Origin of the sequence: Enterocloster lavalensis (assembly GCF_046603895.1) — a bacterium.
Classification (GTDB): Bacteria; Bacillota; Clostridia; order Lachnospirales; family Lachnospiraceae; genus Enterocloster; species Enterocloster lavalensis.
Genome location: NZ_CP176637.1, coordinates 1,000,656 through 1,024,290, shown reverse-complemented (window position 1 = coordinate 1,024,290; position 23,635 = coordinate 1,000,656). Strand labels below are relative to the sequence as shown.

Here is a 23,635-nt window from a genome sequence, read left to right as displayed (position 1 = left end):
GCGGGCATAATGCTGGAACAGATTTTGACAATGAGTTTTCTAACGGCCTTTCTCACGGCCGCCGTGCGCATGGCCGCCCCTCTGATCTACGCAGGGCTTGGCGAAGTGTTTTTGGAGCGCGCGGGAATTTTGAATATCGGGCTGGAGGGCGTGATGCTGGGAGGCGCGTTTTTCTCCTTTGCCGGGGCGTACTACGGAGGCGGGCTTTTGCCGGGCCTGCTGGCGGGCATGGCGGGGGGACTTTTAGTCAGCGCGATCCATGGATTTCTCTGCATTCATCTGAAGCAGAACCAGTCCGTCAGCGGAATCGCCCTCAACATGTTCATGCTGGGCCTCACCAGCTTTCTCTATAAGCTGATGAGCACGGGCCAGGCTTATCAGCAGATCGGAACCTTTGGGACCTTTAAAATTCCGGTCCTCGGCTCCATTTTGCTGATCGGAAACGCTTTTTTCAACCAGGATATCCTGACCTACGCCGCCTACGGGCTGATCGCGCTGACGGTGGTATTTTACAAAAAGACCTCCGCGGGCCTGGCGTTCACGGCGGTGGGGGAACACCCGAGGGCGGCGGATGCGGCGGGGATTCCCGTTTACCGTTACCAGTGGGCCGCCATCGCGGTGAACGGCGTCCTGGGAGGCATCGGCGGAGCCAGCCTGGTGCTGGTCCAGCTTGGAAAATTTACGGAAAATATGATCTCCGGGCGGGGTTATATCGCCCTGGCGGCGGTGATTCTGGGCCGGTACACGCCGCTTGGCATGTTCGGAGCGGCGCTGCTCTTCGGCGGGGCGAGCGCGCTCCAGATCCGGCTTCAGGCCCTGGGGATCGCCATCCCCAACCAGGCGCTGGCCATGCTGCCCTACATGATTACCTTACTGGCCCTGCTGGGCTCCATCGGAAAGCGCAGCGAGCCGGAGAGCCTGGCGGTACCCTATATCCGGGGTTCCAGGTAGTTGTCCAAAGTTTAGCGGTGAATCGAGGAGGAGAAGTTTATGTCAGAGAAAATATTGATCAAGAACGCGCGGGCCATTGTGACCTGCGATGAGTTGGACCAGGTGTTTTACGGGGCGGATCTGCTGATCGACGGCCCAAGAATCGAGAAGATCGGCCGCGGGCTGCCGGAGCAGGGGGCCCATGTGATCGACGGGACCGGAAAATTCGTTTATCCCGGGCTGGTGAACACCCATCATCACTTTTTCCAGACCTTTGTGCGCAACATGATGACCATCGATTATCCCAACATGTCGGTGCCGGAGTGGCTGGACAAGATTTACCCGATTTTTGCCCGGATCGACGGGGATGTGATCTACTACAGCTCCCTGACCGCCATGGCGGACCTGCTGAAACACGGCTGTACCTGCGCATTTGACCATCAATACTGTTACACCCGGTCCACCGGCAAGACTCCGGCGGACCGGCAGTTTGAGGCGGCGGAGCAGCTGGGCATACGCTATCACATGGGCAGAGGCACCAACACTCTGCCGAGAGAGCTGGGGAGCACCATACCCGAGGAGATGCTGGAGACTACGGACGAGTTTTTAAAGGACTGTGAGCGCATCATTGAGGCGTACCACGATCCCGCTCCCTTCTCTATGCGTCAGGTGGTGATCGCGCCCTGCCAGCCCATGAACAGCTACAAGGAAACCTTTGTGGAATCCGTGAAGCTGGCCCGGGACAAGGGCGTGCATTTACACACCCATCTGGGAGAGGGAGAAAATGAGATCATGGTGGAGCGCTACGGCAAGCGCACCCTGGACTGGTGCCGGGAGATCGGGTTTGTGGGACCGGACGTCTGGATCGCCCACGGCTGGGAGCTGCAGCCGGAGGAGTACAAGGTGATGGGAAGCACGGGGACCGGCGTCTCCCACTGCCCGGCGCCGGCGGTTCTGGGCGGATTCCCCATTCTGGACATGAGGGCCATGCAGCGTGAGGGCATGCTGATCAGCCTGGGCTGCGACGGCTCCGCCACCAACGACAGCTCCAACCTTTTGGATTCCCTGCGCATGGCCTATCTCATGCAGGCCTTCCACAGTAAGGCGAGAGGCGGAAGCCTGTCCTCCTACGATCTGTTGAAAATCGCCACAGTGAACGGGGCAAAGACCCTTGGACGCACGGATCTGGGCTCTCTGGAACCTGGAAAGGGAGCGGATCTGTTTATGGTCGGCACTGAGAAGCTGGAGCTTGCCGGGGCGGTTCACGATCCCGCTAACCTGCTGGCCCGGGGCGGCGTAACGGGCCCGGTGGATTTGACGATGGTAAACGGCAGGGTGGTGTTCGCGGACGGCCGCCTGACCGGCGTGGATGAGGAGCGGCTGGCCCGGGAGGGCGAGGCCGCCTGCACCAGGGTGCTTCGGGGGCAGTTTAAGGAGTATTGGACGGCGAACTAGGAGAGACGCCCCTGCCAGGTATTCCGCTCTTTAAAGCGCCTGGCCAGCGTGTTTAACACCAGCCGTTTGTTGCCGCTCCATGAGGGCGCGACGAGCAGGGACTTGGGGCCGTCGCCGGTGAGGCGGTGGATCACCAGCTCCGGGGGCAGAAGCTCGGCGCAGTCGATGACAAAATCAATGTATTCCTCCATGGAAAAGATGGGAAAGGGATGGTTCTGGTAATAATCCGCCAGATCCGTCCCTTTTAGCACGTGCAGAAGCTGCAGCTTGATGCCGTCGATGAGCCCGGCCCGGGAGAAATCCGCCATGCGGGTTATGGTTTCAAGCATCCGTTCCCGATCCTCGCCCGGCAGGCCGAGAATCACGTGGACCACCACGGTGATGCCGGCCGCCTTCAGGCGGCGGCAGGCATCCTCAAACACGGGAAAGCCGTACCCGCGCCGGATGAACCGGGCTGTGTCCTCGTGTACGGTCTGTAATCCCAGCTCCACCCACACCGGCTTCCTGCGGTTCAAACCGGCCAGCAGGGAGACGGTCTCATCGGGGAGGCAGTCCGGCCTGGTGGCCACGGAGAGCAAGGCGACGTCCGGGTGGGAGACGGCCCGCTCAAAGAGGCTGCGCAGCCGGGGGAGAGGGGCGTAGGTGTTCGTGTAGGACTGGAAGTAGGCGATATAGGAGGGGGGTGGGGCGGCGCGGCTTTCGGGGGAGGTATTTGCGCTTGCGTTGCATTCAGAGGCGGTACTTGCGTTGCCGCGACTTTCCGGGGCGGTCGTTGCGCCGTTGCTTCCCGGGGCGGTCGTTGCGCCGTTGCTTCCCGGGGCGATCGTTGCGCCGCTGTTTCCCGGGGCGGTCGTTGCGCCGTTGCTTTCCGGGGCGGTCGTTGCGCCGTTGCTTCCCGGGACGATCGTTGTGCCGCTGCTTCCCGGGGGCATTTTCCGGCGCACACGGGCCTTGGCGGCCTCGATCTGCTCCCACACGTCCGGGCAGGCTTTGGCGGCGAAATCTCCGGAACCGCCGCTGCTGCAAAAGATACAGCCCCGGTTTCCCAGAGTCCCGTCCCGGTTGGGGCAGGTCATGCCTCCGTCCAGGGACAGCTTGTAGATTTTGCGCCCGAACCGGCGTTTCAGCTCATAGTCCAGGGAGTGATAGGGTTTTTGGTTCCAGTCCATGTTTTACCTCCTGTAGTTTGGCCCGGCGGGGCAGGGCTTTGAATTTGATTATAGCAGAAAATGAAAGGGAGGCAAATCCGGACTGATAAATTTTGCTATATATTAAGAAAATATTCTATTGAAGCCCGGCAAGCGGCTGTGTTAAAATAGTCACAATGAGGACAGGGAGCCTGCCCGAAAATTTTACATAAAAGGAGAGGCAAGTCATGAATGTGAAGGAAACGATCCGTCTGATGGAGAGCGAACCGGCCGGTAAGCTGCTGGGGGCGCTTTACGGAAAAGAAGCGGTTGGGGAACAGGTGAAGCGCTATCAGGAACTTCTGGCAGGATTTGAGAAAACCTTCGGGGAGTACAAGGATGTAAAGCTTTTCTCCTCGCCGGGGCGCACGGAGATCAGCGGCAACCACACGGACCACAACCACGGCAAGGTTCTGGCCGGAAGCATCAACCTGGATTGTGTGGGAGTGGCTGCAAAGAACAACTCCAGCCAGGTGCGCATCGTCAGCGAGACCTACAACCAGGACTTTACCATTGACTTAAATCAGCTGGAGCCCAGCCCCAAGCTGGCGGGCACCGTGGACCTGGTCAAGGGCCTGTTAAAGGGATTTGAGGAGTCCGGCTATACGGTGGGCGGATTCAACGCGTATATCACAAGCAACGTGATCAGCGCCGCGGGCGTCAGCTCCTCCGCTTCCTTTGAGATGCTTCTCTGCTCCATTTTGAATACCTTTTTCAACGAGGGCCGCATGGACACCGTGGCCTACGCTCACATTGGAAAGTTTGCGGAGAACAAATACTGGGCCAAGGCTTCCGGCCTGCTGGACCAGATGGCCTGCGCGGTGGGCGGCCTGATCACCATCGATTTCCTGGAGCCTTCGGATCCGGTGGTGGAGAAGATCGACTTTGACTTCGGTTCCCAGAATCACAGTCTGATCATCGTGCAGACCGGCAAGGGCCACGCGGATCTCAGCGCGGATTACTCCTCCGTTCCCAACGAGATGAAGAAGGTGGCGCAATTCTTCGGCAAAGAGGTGCTGGCCCAGGTCAGCGAGGCCGAGGTTTTGGAACACATCGCCGAGATCCGGGAGTTCGCCGGAGACCGCTCCGTGCTGCGGGCCCTGCATTTCTTTGAGGAGAACAAACGGGTGGAGGCCGAGGTGGCGGCGTTAAAGGAGAACCGGTTTGGAGATTTCCTGACCAACATCACCGCTTCCGGAAATTCTTCCTGGAAATGGCTGCAGAACTGCTACACCACCGCCAGCCTTCAGGAACAGGGCATCACGGTGGCTCTGGCTCTGACTGAGCTGTTTATCGCAGAAAAGCAGCGGGGCGCCTGCCGGGTTCACGGCGGCGGATTTGCGGGCGTGATCATGGCCATGCTGCCAAACGATCTGGTGGACGAGTATATTTCCTGTATCGAGAAGGCCACGGGTAAGGGCAGCGCCTACCGGATGAGCATCCGGCCTTACGGAGCGGTCTGTGTGAGTGAATTAATATAATATTTATATAATATTTATGCGCTATTGTCTGGTAAAGCGCTGGCAAACGCAGTATAATGAAGCCATATGGGATGTACCGGATGTGACCAATGTCTTGGGGCGAAGACGTGAACGGGGACCACTGGAAAGGAGACCATATGGACAGAGAAATACTGGAGCGCATGAAAACCATGGTGGAGGAGAGCCGCTATACGGTGGCGCTCTGCGGTTCCGGCATGATGGAGGAAGTGGGTTTAAAGGGATTAAAGCGGGAGGACCGGGCTTACGAGATTGAGGAGAAATACGGGGCGTCCCCTGAGGAGCTCTTCAATATCGCCTGTTACTCCAGGCACCCGGAGCGGTTCTTTCAGTTCTACCGGGAGGAGATACTTAAGCAGGAAATGCAGATTTCCCCTGCAGCGTACGAGCTGGCGGCTATGGAGCGGGCCGGAAAGCTGCAGTGCCTGGTGACCATCAACCTGCACGATGCCCCCATAAAGGCCGGGGGCAAACATGCGATCTGTCTCCACGGAAGCGTTTACCACAATCGCTGCCCGCGCTGCGGCAGGCAGTACGGCGTGGATTATATGATAAATTCCGTACCCGTGCCGCTGTGCCAGGACTGTCATGCGGTCATCCGCCCCGGCGTCTCCCTGTTCGGCGAGATGGTGGACAGCAACAGCATGAGCCGCACCGCCCAGGAGATATCCCGGGCCGACCTGCTGCTTCTGCTGGGCACCTCCCTGCGGTCTGACGTCTACAGCCAGTATATCCGTTATTTTAAGGGAAGCAGTTTGATTATGATCCACTGCCTTCCAAGGCCCCTGGATGAGAAGGCGGACCTGGTGGTCTACGATATGCCGCAGAACGTGCTCCCCGGGTTGGGATACCTGGAGCGGGAGAGGAACAGGCAGCTCCTGAAAAGCAGGCTGCGGGTGGTGGAGAACCCGGAGGCCCAAAACGGTTAGATGGAACGGACCGATAGGAAAATTGGAAAAAGGGAAAAGCCGTCGGGCTGCCGTGAAATGCGGTGGACCGGCGGCTTTTTTGCGCAGTGGCGGCGGGGGAAGTTTGCAGCCCATTGCATTTTCGGAACGCATATGTTAAGCTTTTTAACAGGGAAAATTTTACATACCGGTGAAAAGCCGGCAAAGGAGGTTATCATATGCCAGTCGGCGTACTTATCAACACCGCCGCCATTTTTCTGGGCGGCATCGTGGGGGCCCTGGTGGGCGGGCGCATCCCACAGCGGATCAACGACGCTCTCACCGGGGTGTTCGGGCTTTCCGCCATCACCATGGGCATTTACCTGATCATCCAGCTCTCGGCCCTGTCGGCGGTGGTCATGTCCATTATTCTGGGAACTTTAATCGGGGAATGCTTTAATATCGAGCACGGCCTGAGCCGCGGGCTCTCACGCCTGGCTTCCAGGCTGCCCGGGGACTCGCTGTCCGAGGAACAGCTGGACAACATTATCAGTATGATCATCCTGTTCTGCTTCAGCGGGACGGGCCTGTTCGGCGCCATGAACTCCGGCCTGTCCGGGGATCACTCCATCCTGATTTCCAAGGCGATCATGGATTTCTTTACCGCTATCATATTCGGCGCTACCAGCGGTTATCTGGTGGGGGTGATCGCTGTGCCGCAGATGTGTATCGGCACGCTGCTGTTTTTCCTGGGCAGTCTGCTCATGCCGCTGCTGAACCAGCAGATGGTCAGCGATTTCAAGGCGGTGGGCGGAATCATTACCCTGGCGGTGGGTCTGAAAATTGCCAAGATCCGCTATTTCCGCGTGATCAACATGGTGCCGGCGCTGGTGCTGGTGTTCTTTATCTCACGGTGGTGGCTGACGCTGCCGGTCTGAGCGGATTTGAAAATTGGAGGGGATTTATGGAATGTAGAGAAATTATGGAGGAGTTACAGTCGCGGGCTTCTGAAAAATACAAAGCCAATGTTGTGAGAATGGGAATACCGGAGGAGTGTTGTATCGGCGTGTCAACGGGCGAGGTGCGGGCGATTGCAAAAAAAGCCGGAAAGTCCAATGAACTGGCGTTTGAATTGTGGAACACGGGTTATCATGAGGCAAAATTGCTGGCGGTTCTTGTGTTTGACAAGAAGCACATCACACACGCCGATATTGAAACACTCATGGATGAGGTGGTTTCATGGGATTTGTGCGATCATCTGTGTAAAAACCTGATCGCCAAAATGAATGACTACGAGGACTTTATCGATAAATGGAGCAAATCGGCTCATACTTACAAAAAACGAGCGGCTTACACGCTCATCGCCACAGCGGCTGTTCACAACAAAAAGCTTTCCGTCGACACTTTGGACGGGTATTTGGAACAAATCAAGGGGGATTCAGATATTGAACAGGATCAAGTAAAAAAAGCCGTGTCCTGGGCGTTAAGAGAAATTGGAAAGAGAGATTTTGACTCCAATGAAAAGGCCCTTTTAACAGCCCATGAAATGTTGCATAGCGGAAATAAAGCACAGATTTGGGTTGCGAAAGATGCCATGAAAGAGTTGGAACATTTGGTGAAAGTTGAAGGCCGGACTCGTTTGATTTCGACGAAAACGCAAATGGGGGCGGGAGATTGTGTTGCGGTTGAATAGAGCAAGATATGTGGTAAAACCGGCGACAGGAGCAGTCATGGTATTTAAATTAGACGTAAATTATTCAGAGGAAGAACTGAAATTTATCAGAGAGCATAATTGTAATATTCTTGATAAGATAAAACTGTCAAAAACAGACTTTTCAGAAAATGAATATCCGCGGCGCGTGTTTCAGTATGGCAGCGCCTATATTGCAGAAATCCTTGATGATGAGAGTGACGGACTGGTTTGGGCCGTTCTGGGGAAACGGAAGGGGATCTATCATATTTCAAGTATTTATGATAGTTTAGCGTCGTTGGAACATGGTCTGTGATTGGGGAGCGGTCGATTGGAGTTTGCTTCTGATTATAATTGAATCATTCGAAACCGCCCCAGCCAATCAAGGGTTGTAACCCGCCTGAAAGCAGGGAAGATGGAACTGGAAGGAAATATGGATTAAAATTCAAGGAGCACAAAAATGCGTGAATTGACAGGCAAAGATTATGAACTAATAGCCGAGGCACAAAAAGCGATCCGGTTAAATTATGATGAGTTGAATTATTGTCATACCGTAGGATCAGCCGTTCGATGTAAAAATGGAAAAATCTATATTGGCGTCAATGTTTATTCCTTACATGGGGCGTGTGCAGAACAAGTTGCAATCGGAACCGCTATTACAAATGGAGAAAGAGATTTTGAAACGATCGTCGCGGTTCGTGGGAAATGTGGAGAAGAAATGATACCGCCGTGTGGTAACTGCCGTCAGATCTTACACGATTACATGCCGGAATGTGAAGTGATTCTGTCCGTAAATGGGGAGAACAAGAAAATTAGGGCAGAGGAGCTGCTGCCCTTTTCCTATAAGGTAGAGGATTAAAAATGGTAGGGGGTGCTGCAAAAGTAGATCCATTATCGACTGGAGCAGCAGCGCCTTTTCTGCGCGATAAAACAGAAGTTTGCGACACGCTCTAATGCTACAAAAACAGCGCTTCGAACAGCAAGCGGTTCTCATCGGTAATATCGAATTCGCCGCCTGTCATAATCCATTTGAGGATAATGCCATTGGATAAGCAACACAGTGAGTCGCCCAGTATCTTGGGTGAGGCGGTGCGTTTAATCTGTCCTTCCTGCTGGGCCCGTTCAATCAAGCTGATTACGATATCCGTCAGCCCGCCCTGTTCCGGCAGCACAGGGATAACCTGGTCATTCAGGTATATGCGGTACAACTCTTTTGTCAGAGCGACACCGGCCTTTGTGACATGGCGGATGCGCGTTTCGATAATCCTCAGAACTTGATTCGCATAGTCATGCGCGCTCAGAATAGAGGCTAATTCATCACTGCTCAGCATGTTGTCGGCGGAAAAATAATCGCGAACCAATTCGTCCTTTGATTTGTAGTAATAATAAAATGCCGTTTTCGTAACATTAATTTCTTTACAGATGTCATCGATGGTGATGTTTTCAAAACCATGTTTCTGAAACAAATCAATGGCGGCCGTCAAAAGCGCCTCTTTGGTAGCTCCCTTTTTAGCCATCATAGCACGTATAATCCAATCATATTAGAAAGTGATTGGATTTTCCTTTCTCCCAGGTTCTACTGGGTTATTCAATCCTTATCTGATATATTTACTTTGGCACTGTGGATCTGTACCTATCTTTTTACAGCTTTGACTGTTCCGAGGTGACTCAGACCACAGCTTTTCGTCTATTACTGTTAATCAGTTTGTTAACGCCTGACGTTTCTATTTACGTGATTACACAACCGAATTCCCTGTGGAAGACAACAGTGCTCAAAATATTTTTATCAGGAGGTATTACTCTATGGCCATGTACTTTGTCGGAATTGATATTTCCAAGTACAAACACGATTGCTGTATTATATCGGCAGTTGATCAAAAGATTGTTTCAAAACTTACCGTTAAAAATGATAAAGCTGGCTTTGAACAGTTGCTTACTGTTTTTAATTCCCTCTCCAATCCAGATAACATAAAAATAGGGTTTGAATCAACAGCACACTATGCCCTCAATCTTGAACTCTTCCTTGAAAATGCCCACCACAGCTTCATGGAAATTAATCCACTTCTTATCAAGGAATACAAGAAATCCACATCTCTCAGGCGTACCAAAACCGACTCTGTTGACTGCGAATCAATAGCTCGGTGGTTAATGACTGTTGAATACAAACCCCATTCAAAAGGATTTTACCACTCTTATTCCTTAAAGTCACTAACACGTTTAAGAGATCGGCTCATTCGCCAGCGCTCTTTTTATCTTGTGAAAATCACAAATGTCTTGGATCACACATTCCCTGAATTCAAGCCGTTTTTTCATGAGCGCTTATCCAAGACTGCTCTCTATCTTCTTGAAAACTATGGTTCTGCTGAAAAAATGGTAAAAATGAATTCTGCAGCCTATGAGAAGCTACGCTCCCTGTCAAGAGGAAAATTTTCTCCCCAGCAGTTCATTCGGTTAAAGGAGCTTGCTGCCAATACGGTCGGCGTAAACAACTCCATCTTTGATGTGGAACTGAACAGCCTGCTTGCCCTATATAAGTCTCTCATAAAAGAGATTGACACACTTGAAAAGGAAATCAACCGGCTGATCGAGGAAGTGCATCCTCACTATATGTCTGTTCCCGGCATCGGGCCTATATCTGCCGCCGTCATTTATTCGGAATACGGAGATATATCAAACTTTTCAACACCGGCCCAGATGCTCGCATTTGCAGGTATTGAACCCGGTATAAACGATTCTGGAACCGAATCACACGGAGGGCGGATGGTGAAACACGGCTCGTCTCAGCTCCGGTATGTCCTTATTAATTGCTGCCTTCCTCTAATCCGTTTCGATATGACATTTGCTGCTTACTATGCCAAAAAACGAGGAGAAGGCAAGCCACACAGGGTTGCTGTCACCCATGTGGCGAAGAAGCTTGTTAGAGTCATCTATGCATTGGAGAGGCAGGGGGTAGACTTTAACGCGCTGAAGCTCAGATAGCTACTTACATAAATAACCCTTTTCCCATCTGAAATACACTGCATTCAGATGGTCTATTAAAGTTACCCATTTTTACTAAAGGAAAATTTTTTCAAAATCCTCTTGACTATTTATAGTTTGTCACCTCCGTTCAAGTATGTCTTTTATTATAAAATACTTTACTCTAAAAATCAATAACATTACTACAGTAATAATTTTAATTACTTAGATATTGATTTTTTAGAACAACAGGAGTATAATGTTGCCAATGAAGCCAAAAGGGGGTAATCGTTATGATAGAGACAACAGGGCAGCCGATATTGATTATTGGCGGAACAGGAGTACAGGGCGGCAATGTTGCGCGGGAGTTGCTGAAGCACAATTACCGCGTTCGCATTCTCAGCAGAAACCCACATTCTGCCGCAGCGCAGGAAATTGCGGCAAAAGGAGCAGAGATTGTGCAGGGCGACCTGGCGGATGCCGGTTCACTTGAGCCCGCTATGAGAGGTGTTTCCGCCATATTTTCCGCCCAATACGCAGACCCGTGCGACCCGTCTGTCGAGCTGCGCAATGCGGCGAATATGGTTAAGGCCGCTCAAAAAGCCGGAATTGAGCAGGTGGTTCACACTTCGGTTGCAGGCAGCAACTTATTTCCGCGCTGGAACAAATACAAAGCATTGACCGGCTATTATGAGCAGAAATATCAGATTGAGGAATTTGTCAGAAGCGGTGGCTTTCGTTATTGGACAATTCTCCATCCATGTCTGTTCATGGAAAGCTTTGAGGAAGAGTCCGCCAAGGTAATGGCGCCGGAGCTGAGAGATGGCGTACTTTTCGGTGTATTAAAGCCTGATACTCAAATAAAGTGGACCTGCGGTGACAATACCGCACAGTTTGCCCGCGCAGCATTTGAAAACCCGGAAGAGTTCAACCGGAGCGATATCGATGTTGCTGGAGATGAATTGTCGATGTCCCAGGCGGCTCAAACGCTGAGCCGCGTGCTTGGAAAAAGCGTGGTTTATGAGGCCGTCAGCCACAAAGAGGCTGTGCGCAGAGGTCTGCTGGAAGGTACGGTATGCGGTCAGGAATGGATGGAGGTCGTCACTCCCAGCTTTGGATTCGATATCAATAAAACCAGGCAGTATGGCGTCCCGCTGACCAACCTCGAAACGTGGGCAGCTACTCACCGGGAAAAAATCTTCATCCGGTAAAGTGCAGGCATTTATACCAGTAAAAAAATATGTAGAGAACAAGGAGCTTATCCGAAATGGAACATACAGTGAAATCGTTTTTGATGATCGGTCAATCGAACATGGCAGGCCGTGGTTATCTCCACGAAGTAAAACCGATTGTAAATGAGAGAATTGTCATGCTGCGCAACGGAAGGTGGCAGATGATGGCCGAGCCCATCAACTGCGACCGTTCAGTCGCTGGTATCAGCCTTGCGGCATCATTTGCGGAAGCGTGGTGTCATGAATACAAAGAAGGCCAGATTGGTCTCATACCATGCGCCGAGGGCGGAAGTGAAATCGATGAGTGGGATGTCGGTAACGCGCTCTATAACCACGCGATCAGCGAAGCCCGGTTCGCCATGAAAAACAGTCAGTTGACGGGGATTTTGTGGCATCAGGGCGAATCTGATGGTATGGGAGGCAAGCACGAAAAATATTATGAAAAATTGCATAGAATCATGCAGGGGTTTAGGAAGGAACTGGATACACCCAATCTTCCGATTATCATTGGCGGATTGGGAGACTTTTTGGGCCGATCAGGTTTTGGAAAGAATTGCACTGAATATACGCTCATCAATCAGAAGTTGAAACAATTTGCCTTTGAGAACGATAATTGCTATTTTGTGGATGCTGCGGACCTTACCTGCAATCCCGACGGCATTCATATCAATGCAGTTTCCCAAAGAAAGTTTGGTCTGCGGTATTTCGAGGCATTTTACCGCAAGCAACATATATTAGAACCTTTAACAAATGAGGATGAAAAGCTTTTGATTCTTGAAGCGAGAGCACACACAAAGGCCGAGAAAATATTCCTTTTAAGTATGCAAATGGCGTTAGGTCATATATCGTACAGAGATTTTGAAGCGCGGATGGCGCAGACTCTGGAATGAGTATTTAGGATGGTTTGGCGTTATTAGATTAAAAGAAAATCCTCCGGGCTTCGATTGGCCCGGGGGATTTGTGTACAGTTGGTATAAATGCCAGGCAGCTACTTCGCCGCCTCCGCAAACTGCGTGGTCACCAGGTCCTCATAGGGCACCCGCTGGGGCAGCTCCCCGGCTTCCTCCAGAATATTCTGCAGCAGCTCGAAGCTGTCTTTTTCAAAGATGGTGTCGTCCTTCCAGGTATCCTGGGATTTGTAGCGGTCTACGATGATGGTCAGCTTATCCAGGGGCGTCTCCTGGAATTGGGGCTGGATGGTCTTGGCGATCTCCTCGGCGGAGTGGGAGTTGACGTAATCCATGCCTTTTAGGATGGATTGAACGAAGGATACTAATTCAATTATAGTTGAGACAGAAAGACGTATTTTGTCTAAGTAAGAGGTATGAAAAAGAAATGTTATGGTTGTTTTGCTTGTATAATAACTGGTATAATGTAGTGAAGGGTAAGGGCTATGGTTTGGATATCTTTACTACTGTTATTTCATGAAGTTCTATAATCATATTCTACAGAGCCGTATAGTGATAAAACATATAGAATCAAAACCATCCAATGACTTCTTGGGGCACAGTCTGCGAAGACTGTGTGGATTGAAATGCTTCGGTTTGCTTTTCAGAAAAACCATTTGCTGTCACGGCCTGCGAAGGCTGTGTGGATTGAAATATCTTTTATGAAAGCCTGCCTGTTGTCCAGTTCATCGTCACAGCCTGCGAAGACCTCGTGGATTGAAATAACAAGGATGAAATGCAGGAAATTGGCAGAGACGTCTAGGTCTGCGAAGACCTCGTGGATTGAAATGACACCATTACTATACCACATCTAACGGAATTTTTGTCGAGGTCTGCGAAGACCTCGTGGATTGAAATGCAGTTTATCAAGGGTGTGTTTACCGGGGATTGGGTCGAGGTCTGCGAAGGCTGTGTGGATTGAAAGGTGAGAGAATTGATACTGGATTCCCAAGCAAATGCGTCATAGCCTGCAAAGGCCCTGGGGATTGAAATAATTCCTCATGTTTTTCTGTGCTGGTGACGTTCAGGTCTGGGCCTGTGAAGGCCTCGTGGATTGAAATAATAAACCCCGCAGCCACATTGAAACGGTGAGTGACGTCGAGGTCTGCGAAGACCTCGTGGATTGAAATTCGTAATCGCAGACAAAGGTCTTAGTGCAAGACGGTCGAGGTCTGCGAAGGCTGTGTGGATTGAAATGGGGACATAATGTAAGAAAGGTTGGACGGAAGTAGAATGGAACTGAAAAGAGATATTTATAAAAATTTGTTGAGGTGGAAAAAAGACGATACCGGTAAAGTTCTACAGGTATCCGGCGCTAGACAAGTAGGAAAGACGCATATATTAAAAAAATTTGCATACGAGAACTTTCGGCATGTGGTTTACATCAGTATGGCCGAATCCTCTGGAGAGCAGTTTTTACAGTGTTTGGATAAAGTGGGTGAATGGGAACCGGGAACGCCGCGGGAAGAAAGACCTGTCCACAAAGCGTTTGAACTTTTTGACTGTGATTTTAGAGATACAAAAGATACTGTTATAGTCATTGACGAGATACAGGAATCCTCCAGAGTTTTTAATTTAGTACGAACGCTTGCCAGAGAGTTTGACTGCTATGCAATTATTACAGGCAGTTATCTGGGCAGACTGTTGTCTAAGGAATTCTTTCTTCCGGCCGGCGATTTTGAGGATTTAACCCTGGAAACATTGACATTTGCAGAATTTGCAGAGGCATTTGGAAAACGTGAGCTGTACGAAAATATAGATCTATTCGGAGGTTCCGATCCTGTAAAATATCGGGAATTAAAAGCTTGCTTTGAATTATATCAGAGAATCGGAGGATATCCGTCGGTAGTCAATATGTATCTGGAGCATGAAAGCATGGAACGCTGTGATGCAGAGCTTGGGCGTCTGATGAGTATTTTTACCAATGAATCAAAACGATACTTTGATGATGTGATGGAAACAGATACCTTTGAAAAATTGTTCCATGGGATTGCGGTTACGTTGATTCGGGAGAAGCAGGGGGTCGGTGATTTAGTCGAGGATTTGAGTAAAATCGTCTATAAGCAGGAAAGCGGTAGATTTACCAAAAAAATGATTAACCACGCAATCAGCTGGCTGCGGTCCTCTCACATAATCGGGTATGCAGGTAAAAGCATTGACTGTGATTATTTAAATATAAAAGAGAACGACAGATTCTATTTTCTCGACGTGGGGATCGCGCATTTCTTCGTTGCCAGGGCGGGAGCGGATGAAGCAACGATCAGGGGCATTGTTGCAGAGAATTTCGTGTATTTGACCCTGCTTAGGCGTATTTCAAAGGATATAGCAGGGAATGCGCCGTGGTTTGCAACTTATGGTAAGACAAAAGGCGAGCTGGATTTTTATGTCAGAAGTATTGTGGATTATAAGAATTACGGAGTAGAGGTGAAAGCTGGCAGTCATTCCGGTAACACCGTGACGCGTCTGTACCAGGATGGTAAGATAGATTATATTTATTATTTAAAGGGAGAAACCTGTGGCGGGAAGGCGGATGATGGAAAAATATTGACTGTGCCGATTTATCTGGCGGACAGGATTGCCTTTGATATTGGAGACTGAAATTTCCCCGTGCCATCGATTGGCCCGGGGAATTAATGAGTGATCCGGCATAAATATCAGGATTTACTTCGCGGCCTCCGCAAACTGCGTGGTCACCAAATCTTCATAAGGTACCCGCTGGGGCAGCTCCCCGGCTTCCTCCAGAATGTTCTGCAGCAGCTCGAAGCTGTCTTTTTCAAAGATGGTGTCGTCCTTCCAGGTATCCTGGGATTTGTAGCGGTCCACGATGATGGTCAGCTTATCCAGGGGCGTTTCCTGGAACTGGGGCTGGATGGTCTTGGCGATCTCCTCGGCGGAGTGGGAGTTGACGTAATCCATGCCTTTCTGGATCGCATTGGTAAACTTCTGAATAATCTCCGGATTCTTCTCCATATAACTCTTCTTCGCACAGTAAGCCGTGTAGGGCACATAGCCGGATTCCGTGCCGAGGGAGGCCACCACGTAGCCGCTTCCGTCCATTTCCAGGCCGGTGGCGAAGGGCTCGAACTCCACGGTGTAGTCCGCGTCGTTGCTGGTGAAGGCGGCGGCGGTCAGTCCGAAGTTGATACTCTGGTCGATGTTTAGATCCGTCTTGGGGTCCAGGCCGTGCTTTTTCAGAATATACTCGAATACCATCTGGGGCATCCCGCCCGCTCTTCCTCCAAGCACCTTCTTGCCCTTCAGGCTGTTCCAGTCAAAGTTGGCTTCCGGCTGGCGGCCTACCAGGAAGTTGCCGGCCCGCTGGGTCAACTGGGCGAAGTTGACCGCGTAGTCCTCATTGCCGTTGGCGTAAGTATAGATGCTGGCCTCGGATCCCATAAAACCGATGTCCGCATCGCCGGAAATCATGGCGGTCATCACTTTATCCGCGCCGGCCCCGTTGACCAGTGTCAGATCGATGCCCTCATCCTCAAAATAACCCAGTTCGATGGCCGCGTACTGGGGCGCATAGAATATGGAATGGGCCACTTCGTTTAAGGTCACAGGGGTGAGCCCGCCGGCGGCCTCCTTCTTTCCACAGCCGGTCAGGCTGAGGGCGGCCAGGGAGCCTGCCAGAAAAACAGTGAGCAGTCGTCTCATAATCGTCTCCTTAATAATCATAGTCTCATAGTACCATTGTATTGCGGGACGGGGCGGAGTGTGAACGGGTTGGGAAATGTTTTCCCATTGCCGGGCCTGGGAAATAATGGTATGATAAATGGGATGAAGCAGATACGGAATTTGGCCGGGGAGAGAGCAGATGACGGAAAATACGGTTAGGGAAGCGTTTGACGAATCGGAACAAATCATTGTGGGCATCGAGCCCTGCGACGTTTTGACCGGGGGGCGGGACAAAAACCGCTTCCTGCTGTACCAGTTGAAACGCAGCATGGCCTGCGCGGAGCAGATCGACATTATCGTGTCCTTTCTTATGGAATCCGGGGTGCGGCTGCTGTTGGCAGATTTAAAGCAGGCTCTGGACCGCGGGGTGAAAATCCGGATTCTCACGGGCAACTACCTGGGAATCACCCAGCCGGGAGCGCTGTACCTGATCAAGGATCAGCTGGGGGATCAGGTGGAGCTGCGGTTTTACAACGAAAAGGGGCGGTCCTTTCATCCCAAGGCATACATTTTTCATCGCGGAGACCTGGGAGAAATTTACATCGGCTCGTCCAATATGTCCCGCAGCGCCCTGACCTCCGGGATCGAGTGGAATTATCACTTCGACAGTCTGCGGGACAGTGGGAATTTCAGCCGGTTCTACGAGACGTTTGAGGATTTATTTTACCGGCATTCGATTCTCATCGACGATCAGGAGCTGGCCCGGTACTCCAGAGAGTGGAAGAAGCCGGCTGTTCAACGGGATTTGGAGAAATACGACCAGTTCGGACCGGAAATGAAGGTGGAGGCGCTGTTTCAGCCCCGGGGCGCGCAGATCGAGGCCCTGTACGCGCTGAAGAACAGCCGCAGGGAGGGCGCGAAAAAGGGACTGGTCCTGGCCGCCACCGGTGTGGGCAAGACATATCTGGCGGCCTTTGACTCCCAGAGCTTTGAGCGGGTGCTGTTTGTGGCCCACCGGGATGAGATTTTGAGACAGGCGGCGGAGAGCTTTTATAATGTGCGCCAGTCCCGGGATTACGGCTTTTTTACCGGCCGGGAAAAGACCACGGGGAAATCCGTGGTTTTCGCCTCGGTCTCAACCCTGGGAAGACCCGCCTATTTAAACGAGCGGTATTTTGCCAGGGATTACTTTGACTATATTGTGATCGACGAGTTCCACCACGCGGTTACGGACCAGTACCGCCGCATCATCGAATATTTCCGGCCGGAGTTTCTGCTGGGGTTGACAGCCACGCCGGACCGTTTGGACGGCAGGAGTCTTTATGAGCTGTGCGATTACAATGTCCCCTATGAGATCAATTTAAGGGATGCGATCAACAAGGGGCTGCTGGTGCCGTTTCACTATTATGGGATTTACGATGAGACGGTGGATTATTCCCAGATCCGCATCGTGAAGGGCAGGTATGCGGAGGAGGAGCTGACCGGACAACTGACCGCGGGGACGCGCTACGAGCTGATCTACCGGTATTACTGTAAATACAGGTCCAGGCGGGCTTTGGGCTTCTGCTGTTCGCGAAAGCACGCAGAGCAGATGGCAAAGGAATTCTGCCGCCGGAATATTCCCGCCGCCGCGGTGTACAGCGACAGTGACGGGGAGTACGCGGCGGACCGGAGCGAGGCCGTGCGTAGGCTGCGGGATGGCGAACTCCGTGTGATCTTCTCCGTGGACATGTTCAACGAGGGACTGGATATCAGCGAGCTGGATATGGTCATGTTTCTGCGGCCCACGGAGTCTCCGGTGGTGTTTTTACAGCAGCTGGGCAGAGGTCTGCGAAAGAGCCGTGGTAAGGAATTCCTCAATGTGCTGGACTTTATCGGCAACTATGAGAAGGCCGGAGCCGCGCCCTTCCTCCTGAGCGGCAAGCCCTATTCCAGCGCCGAGGCCGGGAAAATGGAGCCGCAGGATTTTGAATTCCCGGACGACTGTCTGGTGGATTTTGATATGCGGCTGATCGACCTGTTCCAGGAGATGGCAAAGAAGAAGGCGAAGCGGGAGGACCGGGTCCGGGAGGAGTATTTCCGGGTCAAGGAGCTGCTTGACGGCAAAGTGCCCACCCGCATGGATCTGTTCACCTGCATGGAGGACGAGGTATTCCAGCTGTGCGCCGGCATGAAGACCAGTCCCTTTAAACATTACCTGCGATACCTGGACAGCCTTGGGGAGTTGGGGGAGCGGGAGCGGGCTGTCTTTGAGAGCATCGGCAACGAATTTCTGGAATTGCTGGAGACCACAGGGATGTCCAAATCCTACAAGATGACGGTGCTGCTGGCATTTTACAATAACGGGGATTTAAAGACGGCCATCGACGAGGAGGACATTTACCGGAGCTACAAGGAATTTTACAGCACGGCCAATAACTGGAAAGATCTGGAACGGGACAAGAGCACCAGCGATTTCAGGACCTGGGATAAGAAACGCTGTGTGAGCGAAGCGCTGAAGAACCCGGTGCATTTCCTGCTGCAGTCCGGAAACGGATTTTTCGTGGAGCAGGAAGGGGCGGTGCTGGCGCTGAATCCCCAGCTGCATGAGGCGGTGCGCCTGCCTGGTTTTTCCGGGCAGATGAGGGATGTGATCGATTTTCGGACCATGGACTACTACCGCAAGCGGTATGAGAAATTGCAGTTGTAGCGCGGCTGCGTTTCTGGTAGAATGAATAGGTGAAATTACGCACGACAAGGGGAGAAACTGGAATGACCAATTATGAGATGATTGTGCTGGATCTGGACGGCACGCTGACAAACCGGGACAAGGTGATTACGCCCCGGACCAAACAGGCGCTGATGAGCGCCCAGGAACAGGGGAAAATCGTGGTTCTGGCCTCAGGCCGCCCCACGGCGGGGGTGGAGCCCCTGGCAAAGGAACTGGAGCTGGAGCGCTTCGGCAGCTATATTTTGTCCTACAACGGGGGAATGATCACCAACTGCCGCACCGGCGAGGTGGTGTTCGCCTCGCAGATTCCGCTGGCGGCCAACGAACGGATTATCGGCCTGGCGGAGGAGCACCGGGTGGATATTTTGACCTATGAGGAGACTCAGATCATAACCAACAACGATCAGTGTCCCTATGCTGTGATGGAGTCCAACATCAACCATCTGCCGCTGGTTCAGGTGGAGAGCATGAAAGATTACGTCCGGTTCGAGGTGCCCAAATTCCTCATGCTGGACGACGGCGACTACCTGGTGACCGTGGAACCTCTGGTGAAGGCGGCGCTGGGCAAGAATTTCAGCGTGTACCGCTCGGAGCCGTATTTCCTGGAAGTGATGCCCAAGGGTATCGACAAGGCCCTGTCCCTGGCGCGTCTGCTGGAGGTGCTGGGGATGACGAAGGATCAGATGATCGCCTGCGGCGACGGCTACAACGACCTGACCATGGTTCAGTTCGCCGGACTGGGCGTTGCCATGGAGAATGCGGTTCTGCCCCTGCGCAAAGCCGCGGACTATATCACGCTGTCCAACAATGAGGATGGGGTGGCCCATGTGGTGGAGAAATTTATGTTATCTTAAATCATTCTAAAAATTCATGGGAAGGGTAGACTTTCGGACTTTAATATGCTAAAATGAATGAAGTTTGAAAGATGACCAAGGAGAGGGTACCGAACCATGAACAAGAAAATCAAAACCGAGGCGGTAGATCATTTGTTCGACGCGATCCTGACGCTGAAGAACCCGGAGGAGTGCTATAAGTTTTTCGAGGATGTCTGCACCATCAACGAGCTGCTCTCCCTTTCTCAGCGCTACGAGGTGGCTAAGATGCTGCGCGAGGGTAAGACCTATCTGGAGATTGCGGAGAAGACGGGCGCTTCCACCGCTACCATCAGCCGCGTGAACCGCTCGCTGAACTATGGGAGCGATGGGTACGATATGGTATTTGCAAGACTTACGCCGCCGGACGGACCTGCCGGGACATAACGGTATGGTTGATGTATGATAAGAGAACAGCCTGTACGGAGCCATTGGCGCCGGACAGGCTGTCTTTCATTTGAATGCAATGGGCCGCCGGCGCAGCCTGCGGGCGATTGCGTTCTCACTTCTTTTTGCGGTCCCGGTCAGGGCTTTCGCTGCGCAGCTGGTCGGCCAGCAGCTCGATCATCTGCTTCTTTAAATACACGTCAAAGGACAGCTCGCAGATCAGCGCGAAGAGCCGCAGGTATTCCTGTTCCTCCCCGTCCAGGCCGGAGTCCCCGAAGGTGCCCTGGGCCTTGTCATATTTCTGCATCAGATCCTCCCGCAGTCGGTCCATCTGTCCGGCCGCCAGGGTGAACACTTCCTCGTAAATGTCCTCCAGCTTTACGTCGGAGGGCCTGCCGGAGAAGTGGCGGCTGGTAATGGGCCGGAAAATCTCCTCGATATCCGCAAAGGACAGTACATTCTTAAAATAGTAGATAAAGACCAGCATCAGCATGTGGTCTTTGGAATATTTTTTCTTCACAGGCGGAGGGAGCAGGTTGTTCTTCGCGTAGTTGTTGATCATGGTTTTGGTCAGAACCTTGTCCTCCGGGTGACGTCTGGTGTCCTTTAAATGCTCGTCCATAAAGGTGGTCACCTGGTCCATATACAGATCGATGTCCGGAATCTCCCGGGCTTTCACATGGGAGAGGGAACCCAGGCAGTCCAGCATGTCCTGAAGCCGTTCTTCGTTGGTTTTCATCGTTATCACCTCATAGTCACCATTATATAGTATTCAATACTAGATGACAAGTGGGAAATGTGATAAGTTGTAAAAAAGGGATGATGAGGTGGGACGGAGGGGTCCGCACATGTCACGGCTGTCCGCGCGGTCAATAGAACTGACGGGCAATATCAATAAAAGTCTGAGCATAAAGGGAAGGTTTTATGCCCTTGCGGTAGCCGGCTACCAAATTCATCATCGTCACAGGCTCCCCGATGGAGAGGATGTAGGGTTTGTCTCCCAGGCACAGCTCCCGGGGATATTTCTCCGAGGAAAAGGCCATCCCGTAACCCTTGGCGGAGAGACTGACGGTTGTCATCAGACTTCTGATCCGCAGCGAGACCTTGGGGGTGAATCCGGCCTGCTTAAAGAGGTGGCCGGCGATTTGAGTGGTACGTTGTTCCGGATAATTGAGAATGAACTTGTGGTCCCGGCATAACCGCAGATCAAGCCAGGGATACTTACAGCCTTTTTTGTTGAAGGCCTGGGAAATAATGGGATCATCCGGAGAGGTGGAGAGAACGATCTCTTCATTGCTGATCACCTGGTAGTCAATGCTGTCGTTGTCAATGGGACAGTTGAAAAAACCGATATCCAGTTCACCTTGCTGGATCAGGCGGTCCAGGGCGGAGGCATCCTCCTCGTAACAACGGATTTCCACGTTGGGGAAACGTTTGCTGAAAACGGGCAGTGTAGCTGGGAGCAGGGAAATTCCCCGCAATATCGGAAAGCCGATGCTCAGGCGTCCGCGTTCCTCACAGCGGATTCGATCCAACTCTTCCGTAAAATGTTTGTGGCGCAGCAGAATTTCGTTCCCTTCTTTCAGAAAGCATTCTCCGAAATAGGTGAGGACCATCCGCTTGCCGATTCTCTGAAACAGGGGAACTCCCAGCCGGGTTTCCAGGTTTTTCAGGTAGCCGCTGAGAGCGGGCTGGGAAATATAGAGCTCGTCCGCAGCCTTTGAGATGCCTTCATGCCTGGCGATCGCCGACATATACCGTAAATCTTTGATTTCAATATCGTCCATATACTCCCCCTGCCATGATCATAGGCTAAACCTATTATTTTGATAAGAATAAACGCTTTGAGTTATGTATGAGACTATCATATACTAAAGATGTAACAAACACAACTGAAAAATGACAGGGGGTACAAATGTGGAGAAACTATTTCAGGCCTTAGACGGCCACTCATTCTGGGGTTACAAACTGTTTGCGATTCCAATGTATTTGTTTCTGCTTCTCGCGTTCACCGTGATAACGGCCAATCAACTGGATATCATTCCCTCTTCCATGGTGGGATCCATCGGGGCAATGTTTATTATCGGGATTGTGATGGGCGAGTTGGGGGACAGGCTGCCGGTATGGAAAGACTATATCGGAGGCGGAACGCTTTTGGCGCTGCTGGGGGGATCGTTGCTGGTGTATTTCAATCTTCTGGGCGAATCCTGCAGGGAGTCCATCGGCGAATTGATGAAAACCACTGATTTTATCACCTTTTATGCAGCAGTGCTGATCACGGGAAGCATCCTGTCCATCGACCGGGCAGTGCTGCTCAAATCGTTTTTGGGCTATATCCCCACCGTGCTGGCGGGGCTGGCCGGGGCGGCGGCGCTGGGAAGTCTGGGAGGCCTGCTTTTTGGAAAATCCGTCAGAGAAGTGCTGTTGTACTATTTTCTCCCGATCATGGGGCCTGGGACTGGAGCGGGGGCCGTCCCCATGTCCCAGATCTACGAGTCGGCCGGCATGGGTCCTGCTGCGGAATTTTTGTCCACTGCAGTCCCGATTTTGACTCTGGGGTTGGTCATGTCCATCGTGTTGGGGGCGGTGGTCAACAAAATCGGCCTCGTATTTCCAAAGCTGTCGGGCGAGGGGAGGCTGTCCCGGAGGGAACACCAGGAAACCGTGACAGAAGTGGGAATGGAGAACGTTACGCCGCGCTCCTGCGCTTCCGGCTTCGTGCTGGCTACCGGCTATTATATCATGGGAGTGATATTGAGCAAAATAATTCCGCCGGTTATGGGCGTTTCCATCCATGCGTTCGCCTATATGGTGATTCTGTTGGCGGTCAGCAATATGCTCGGCTTGATTCCGCAGAGCGTAAAGGATGGCTCCAGGAAATTGCAGTCGTTTTTCGCGGGACAGCTTTCCTGGGTGATTATGGTGGGCGTTGGCGTGGTGTATGTGAGTATTGCGGATGTGCTGGCAGTGCTCACCATCAGCAATTTCATTATGGTATTTTTCGTGATCTTGGGAGCTATGGCCGGAGCGGCGCTTATGGGCTGGCTGATGGGATTCTTCCCGGTGGAGGCGGTGATTACCGCAGCCCTGTGCATGTCCAATTCCGGCGGGGCCGGGGATGTGGCGGTTCTGGGCGCGGCCCAGCGCATGAATCTGCTTTCCTGGGCACAGATTTCTTCCCGGATCGGCGGAGGAGTTATGCTGATTATCGCAAGTATTCTGATGTCCGCATTTGCGGGATAAAAATGAAAAAGGTGGATTTT

At 52.0% G+C, this 23,635-nt stretch carries 21 protein-coding genes and 1 pseudogene; 16 read left to right on the top strand and 6 right to left on the bottom strand.

Going from position 1 to position 23,635, the window contains the following annotated elements; translation table 11 throughout:
• The first annotated feature begins 9 nt into the window (after positions 1 to 9).
• Positions 10 to 951 carry an ABC transporter permease gene (locus ACK2JC_RS04520; RefSeq protein WP_107434393.1) on the top strand — a complete coding sequence of 314 codons (942 nt, stop codon included), beginning with the start codon at positions 10 to 12 and terminating at the stop codon, positions 949 to 951.
• 39 nt (positions 952 to 990) lie between these two features.
• The gene (locus tag ACK2JC_RS04515; RefSeq protein WP_092361677.1) at positions 991 to 2,385 is read left to right on the top strand and encodes an amidohydrolase family protein; all 1,395 of its coding nucleotides are present in this window, start codon (positions 991 to 993) and stop codon (positions 2,383 to 2,385) included.
• Here ACK2JC_RS04515 and ACK2JC_RS04510 read toward each other — a convergent pair.
• The gene (locus tag ACK2JC_RS04510) at positions 2,382 to 3,554 is read right to left on the bottom strand and encodes a TIGR01212 family radical SAM protein (protein WP_320936108.1); all 1,173 of its coding nucleotides are present in this window, start codon (positions 3,552 to 3,554) and stop codon (positions 2,382 to 2,384) included. The two genes, ACK2JC_RS04515 and ACK2JC_RS04510, sit on opposite strands and share 4 nt — an antisense overlap.
• A 206-nt stretch (positions 3,555 to 3,760) precedes the next feature.
• Between ACK2JC_RS04510 and ACK2JC_RS04505 the strand changes: the two genes are divergently transcribed.
• From ACK2JC_RS04505 to ACK2JC_RS04480, 6 genes are all read left to right on the top strand, one after another.
• Entirely contained in the window at positions 3,761 to 5,053 is a 1,293-nt protein-coding gene (locus ACK2JC_RS04505; RefSeq protein ID WP_118754883.1) for a galactokinase, read from the top strand.
• A 137-nt stretch (positions 5,054 to 5,190) separates the two neighbouring features.
• Positions 5,191 to 6,000, top strand: coding sequence for a Sir2 family NAD-dependent protein deacetylase (locus ACK2JC_RS04500; protein WP_320936107.1), 810 nt, complete (start codon positions 5,191 to 5,193; stop codon positions 5,998 to 6,000).
• Between the two features lie 197 nt (positions 6,001 to 6,197).
• On the top strand, positions 6,198 to 6,896 hold the full coding sequence (locus tag ACK2JC_RS04495; protein WP_007710399.1) for a DUF554 domain-containing protein: 699 nt from the start codon (positions 6,198 to 6,200) through the stop codon (positions 6,894 to 6,896).
• Positions 6,897 to 6,922: 26 nt separating this feature from the next.
• A complete protein-coding gene (locus ACK2JC_RS04490; protein ID WP_320936106.1) occupies positions 6,923 to 7,651 on the top strand; it encodes a DNA alkylation repair protein in 729 nt (242 codons plus the stop codon).
• Positions 7,644 to 7,964: a hypothetical protein gene (locus ACK2JC_RS04485; RefSeq protein WP_368272369.1), complete on the top strand. Its 321-nt coding sequence runs from the start codon at positions 7,644 to 7,646 to the stop codon at positions 7,962 to 7,964. Before ACK2JC_RS04490 ends, ACK2JC_RS04485 begins: the two co-directional genes overlap by 8 nt.
• A 144-nt stretch (positions 7,965 to 8,108) precedes the next feature.
• Positions 8,109 to 8,507 carry a cytidine deaminase gene (locus ACK2JC_RS04480; protein ID WP_227169095.1) on the top strand — a complete coding sequence of 133 codons (399 nt, stop codon included), beginning with the start codon at positions 8,109 to 8,111 and terminating at the stop codon, positions 8,505 to 8,507.
• A gap of 97 nt (positions 8,508 to 8,604) precedes the next feature.
• Here the strand turns inward: ACK2JC_RS04480 and ACK2JC_RS04475 are convergent, their stop codons facing one another.
• Positions 8,605 to 9,168 carry a TetR/AcrR family transcriptional regulator gene (locus ACK2JC_RS04475; protein ID WP_227169094.1) on the bottom strand — a complete coding sequence of 188 codons (564 nt, stop codon included), beginning with the start codon at positions 9,166 to 9,168 and terminating at the stop codon, positions 8,605 to 8,607.
• A 283-nt stretch (positions 9,169 to 9,451) separates the two neighbouring features.
• Between ACK2JC_RS04475 and ACK2JC_RS04470 the strand changes: the two genes are divergently transcribed.
• From ACK2JC_RS04470 to ACK2JC_RS04460, 3 genes are all read left to right on the top strand, one after another.
• Positions 9,452 to 10,627 carry an IS110 family transposase gene (locus ACK2JC_RS04470; RefSeq protein ID WP_368272759.1) on the top strand — a complete coding sequence of 392 codons (1,176 nt, stop codon included), beginning with the start codon at positions 9,452 to 9,454 and terminating at the stop codon, positions 10,625 to 10,627.
• A 272-nt stretch (positions 10,628 to 10,899) separates the two neighbouring features.
• Positions 10,900 to 11,817, top strand: a complete 918-nt coding sequence (locus ACK2JC_RS04465) for an NmrA/HSCARG family protein (protein ID WP_320936885.1) — start codon at positions 10,900 to 10,902, stop codon at positions 11,815 to 11,817.
• Between the two features lie 56 nt (positions 11,818 to 11,873).
• Positions 11,874 to 12,728: a sialate O-acetylesterase gene (locus tag ACK2JC_RS04460; protein WP_320936886.1), complete on the top strand. Its 855-nt coding sequence runs from the start codon at positions 11,874 to 11,876 to the stop codon at positions 12,726 to 12,728.
• Between the two features lie 98 nt (positions 12,729 to 12,826).
• Here the strand turns inward: ACK2JC_RS04460 and ACK2JC_RS04455 are convergent.
• Positions 12,827 to 13,105: pseudogene (locus ACK2JC_RS04455) on the bottom strand (ABC transporter substrate-binding protein); the annotation flags it as partial.
• Between the two features lie 913 nt (positions 13,106 to 14,018).
• Between ACK2JC_RS04455 and ACK2JC_RS04450 the strand changes: the two are divergent.
• Positions 14,019 to 15,383, top strand: a complete 1,365-nt coding sequence (locus tag ACK2JC_RS04450) for an AAA family ATPase (protein WP_320936887.1) — start codon at positions 14,019 to 14,021, stop codon at positions 15,381 to 15,383.
• A 63-nt stretch (positions 15,384 to 15,446) separates the two neighbouring features.
• Here ACK2JC_RS04450 and ACK2JC_RS04445 read toward each other — a convergent pair whose 3' ends face one another.
• On the bottom strand, positions 15,447 to 16,442 hold the full coding sequence (locus ACK2JC_RS04445; protein WP_092361657.1) for an ABC transporter substrate-binding protein: 996 nt from the start codon (positions 16,440 to 16,442) through the stop codon (positions 15,447 to 15,449).
• Positions 16,443 to 16,602: 160 nt separating this feature from the next.
• Between ACK2JC_RS04445 and ACK2JC_RS04440 the strand changes: the two genes are divergently transcribed.
• From ACK2JC_RS04440 to ACK2JC_RS04430, 3 genes are all read left to right on the top strand, one after another.
• Entirely contained in the window at positions 16,603 to 19,092 is a 2,490-nt protein-coding gene (locus ACK2JC_RS04440) for a DEAD/DEAH box helicase family protein (RefSeq protein WP_320936888.1), read from the top strand.
• A gap of 62 nt (positions 19,093 to 19,154) precedes the next feature.
• A complete protein-coding gene (locus ACK2JC_RS04435) occupies positions 19,155 to 19,967 on the top strand; it encodes a Cof-type HAD-IIB family hydrolase (RefSeq protein WP_320936889.1) in 813 nt (270 codons plus the stop codon).
• A gap of 96 nt (positions 19,968 to 20,063) precedes the next feature.
• A complete protein-coding gene (locus ACK2JC_RS04430; RefSeq protein WP_007710423.1) occupies positions 20,064 to 20,372 on the top strand; it encodes a YerC/YecD family TrpR-related protein in 309 nt (102 codons plus the stop codon).
• Between the two features lie 115 nt (positions 20,373 to 20,487).
• Here ACK2JC_RS04430 and ACK2JC_RS04425 read toward each other — a convergent pair whose 3' ends face one another.
• Both ACK2JC_RS04425 and ACK2JC_RS04420 read right to left on the bottom strand, forming a co-directional pair.
• Positions 20,488 to 21,111, bottom strand: a complete 624-nt coding sequence (locus tag ACK2JC_RS04425) for a DUF1836 domain-containing protein (RefSeq protein ID WP_092361653.1) — start codon at positions 21,109 to 21,111, stop codon at positions 20,488 to 20,490.
• A gap of 130 nt (positions 21,112 to 21,241) precedes the next feature.
• Positions 21,242 to 22,159 carry a LysR family transcriptional regulator gene (locus ACK2JC_RS04420; protein WP_320936890.1) on the bottom strand — a complete coding sequence of 306 codons (918 nt, stop codon included), beginning with the start codon at positions 22,157 to 22,159 and terminating at the stop codon, positions 21,242 to 21,244.
• A gap of 130 nt (positions 22,160 to 22,289) precedes the next feature.
• Between ACK2JC_RS04420 and ACK2JC_RS04415 the strand changes: the two genes are divergently transcribed.
• Positions 22,290 to 23,615 (top strand): 2-hydroxycarboxylate transporter family protein, encoded by a 1,326-nt coding sequence (locus ACK2JC_RS04415; RefSeq protein WP_276950383.1) that lies wholly within the window; start codon positions 22,290 to 22,292, stop codon positions 23,613 to 23,615.
• The last annotated feature ends 20 nt before the right edge of the window (positions 23,616 to 23,635 follow it).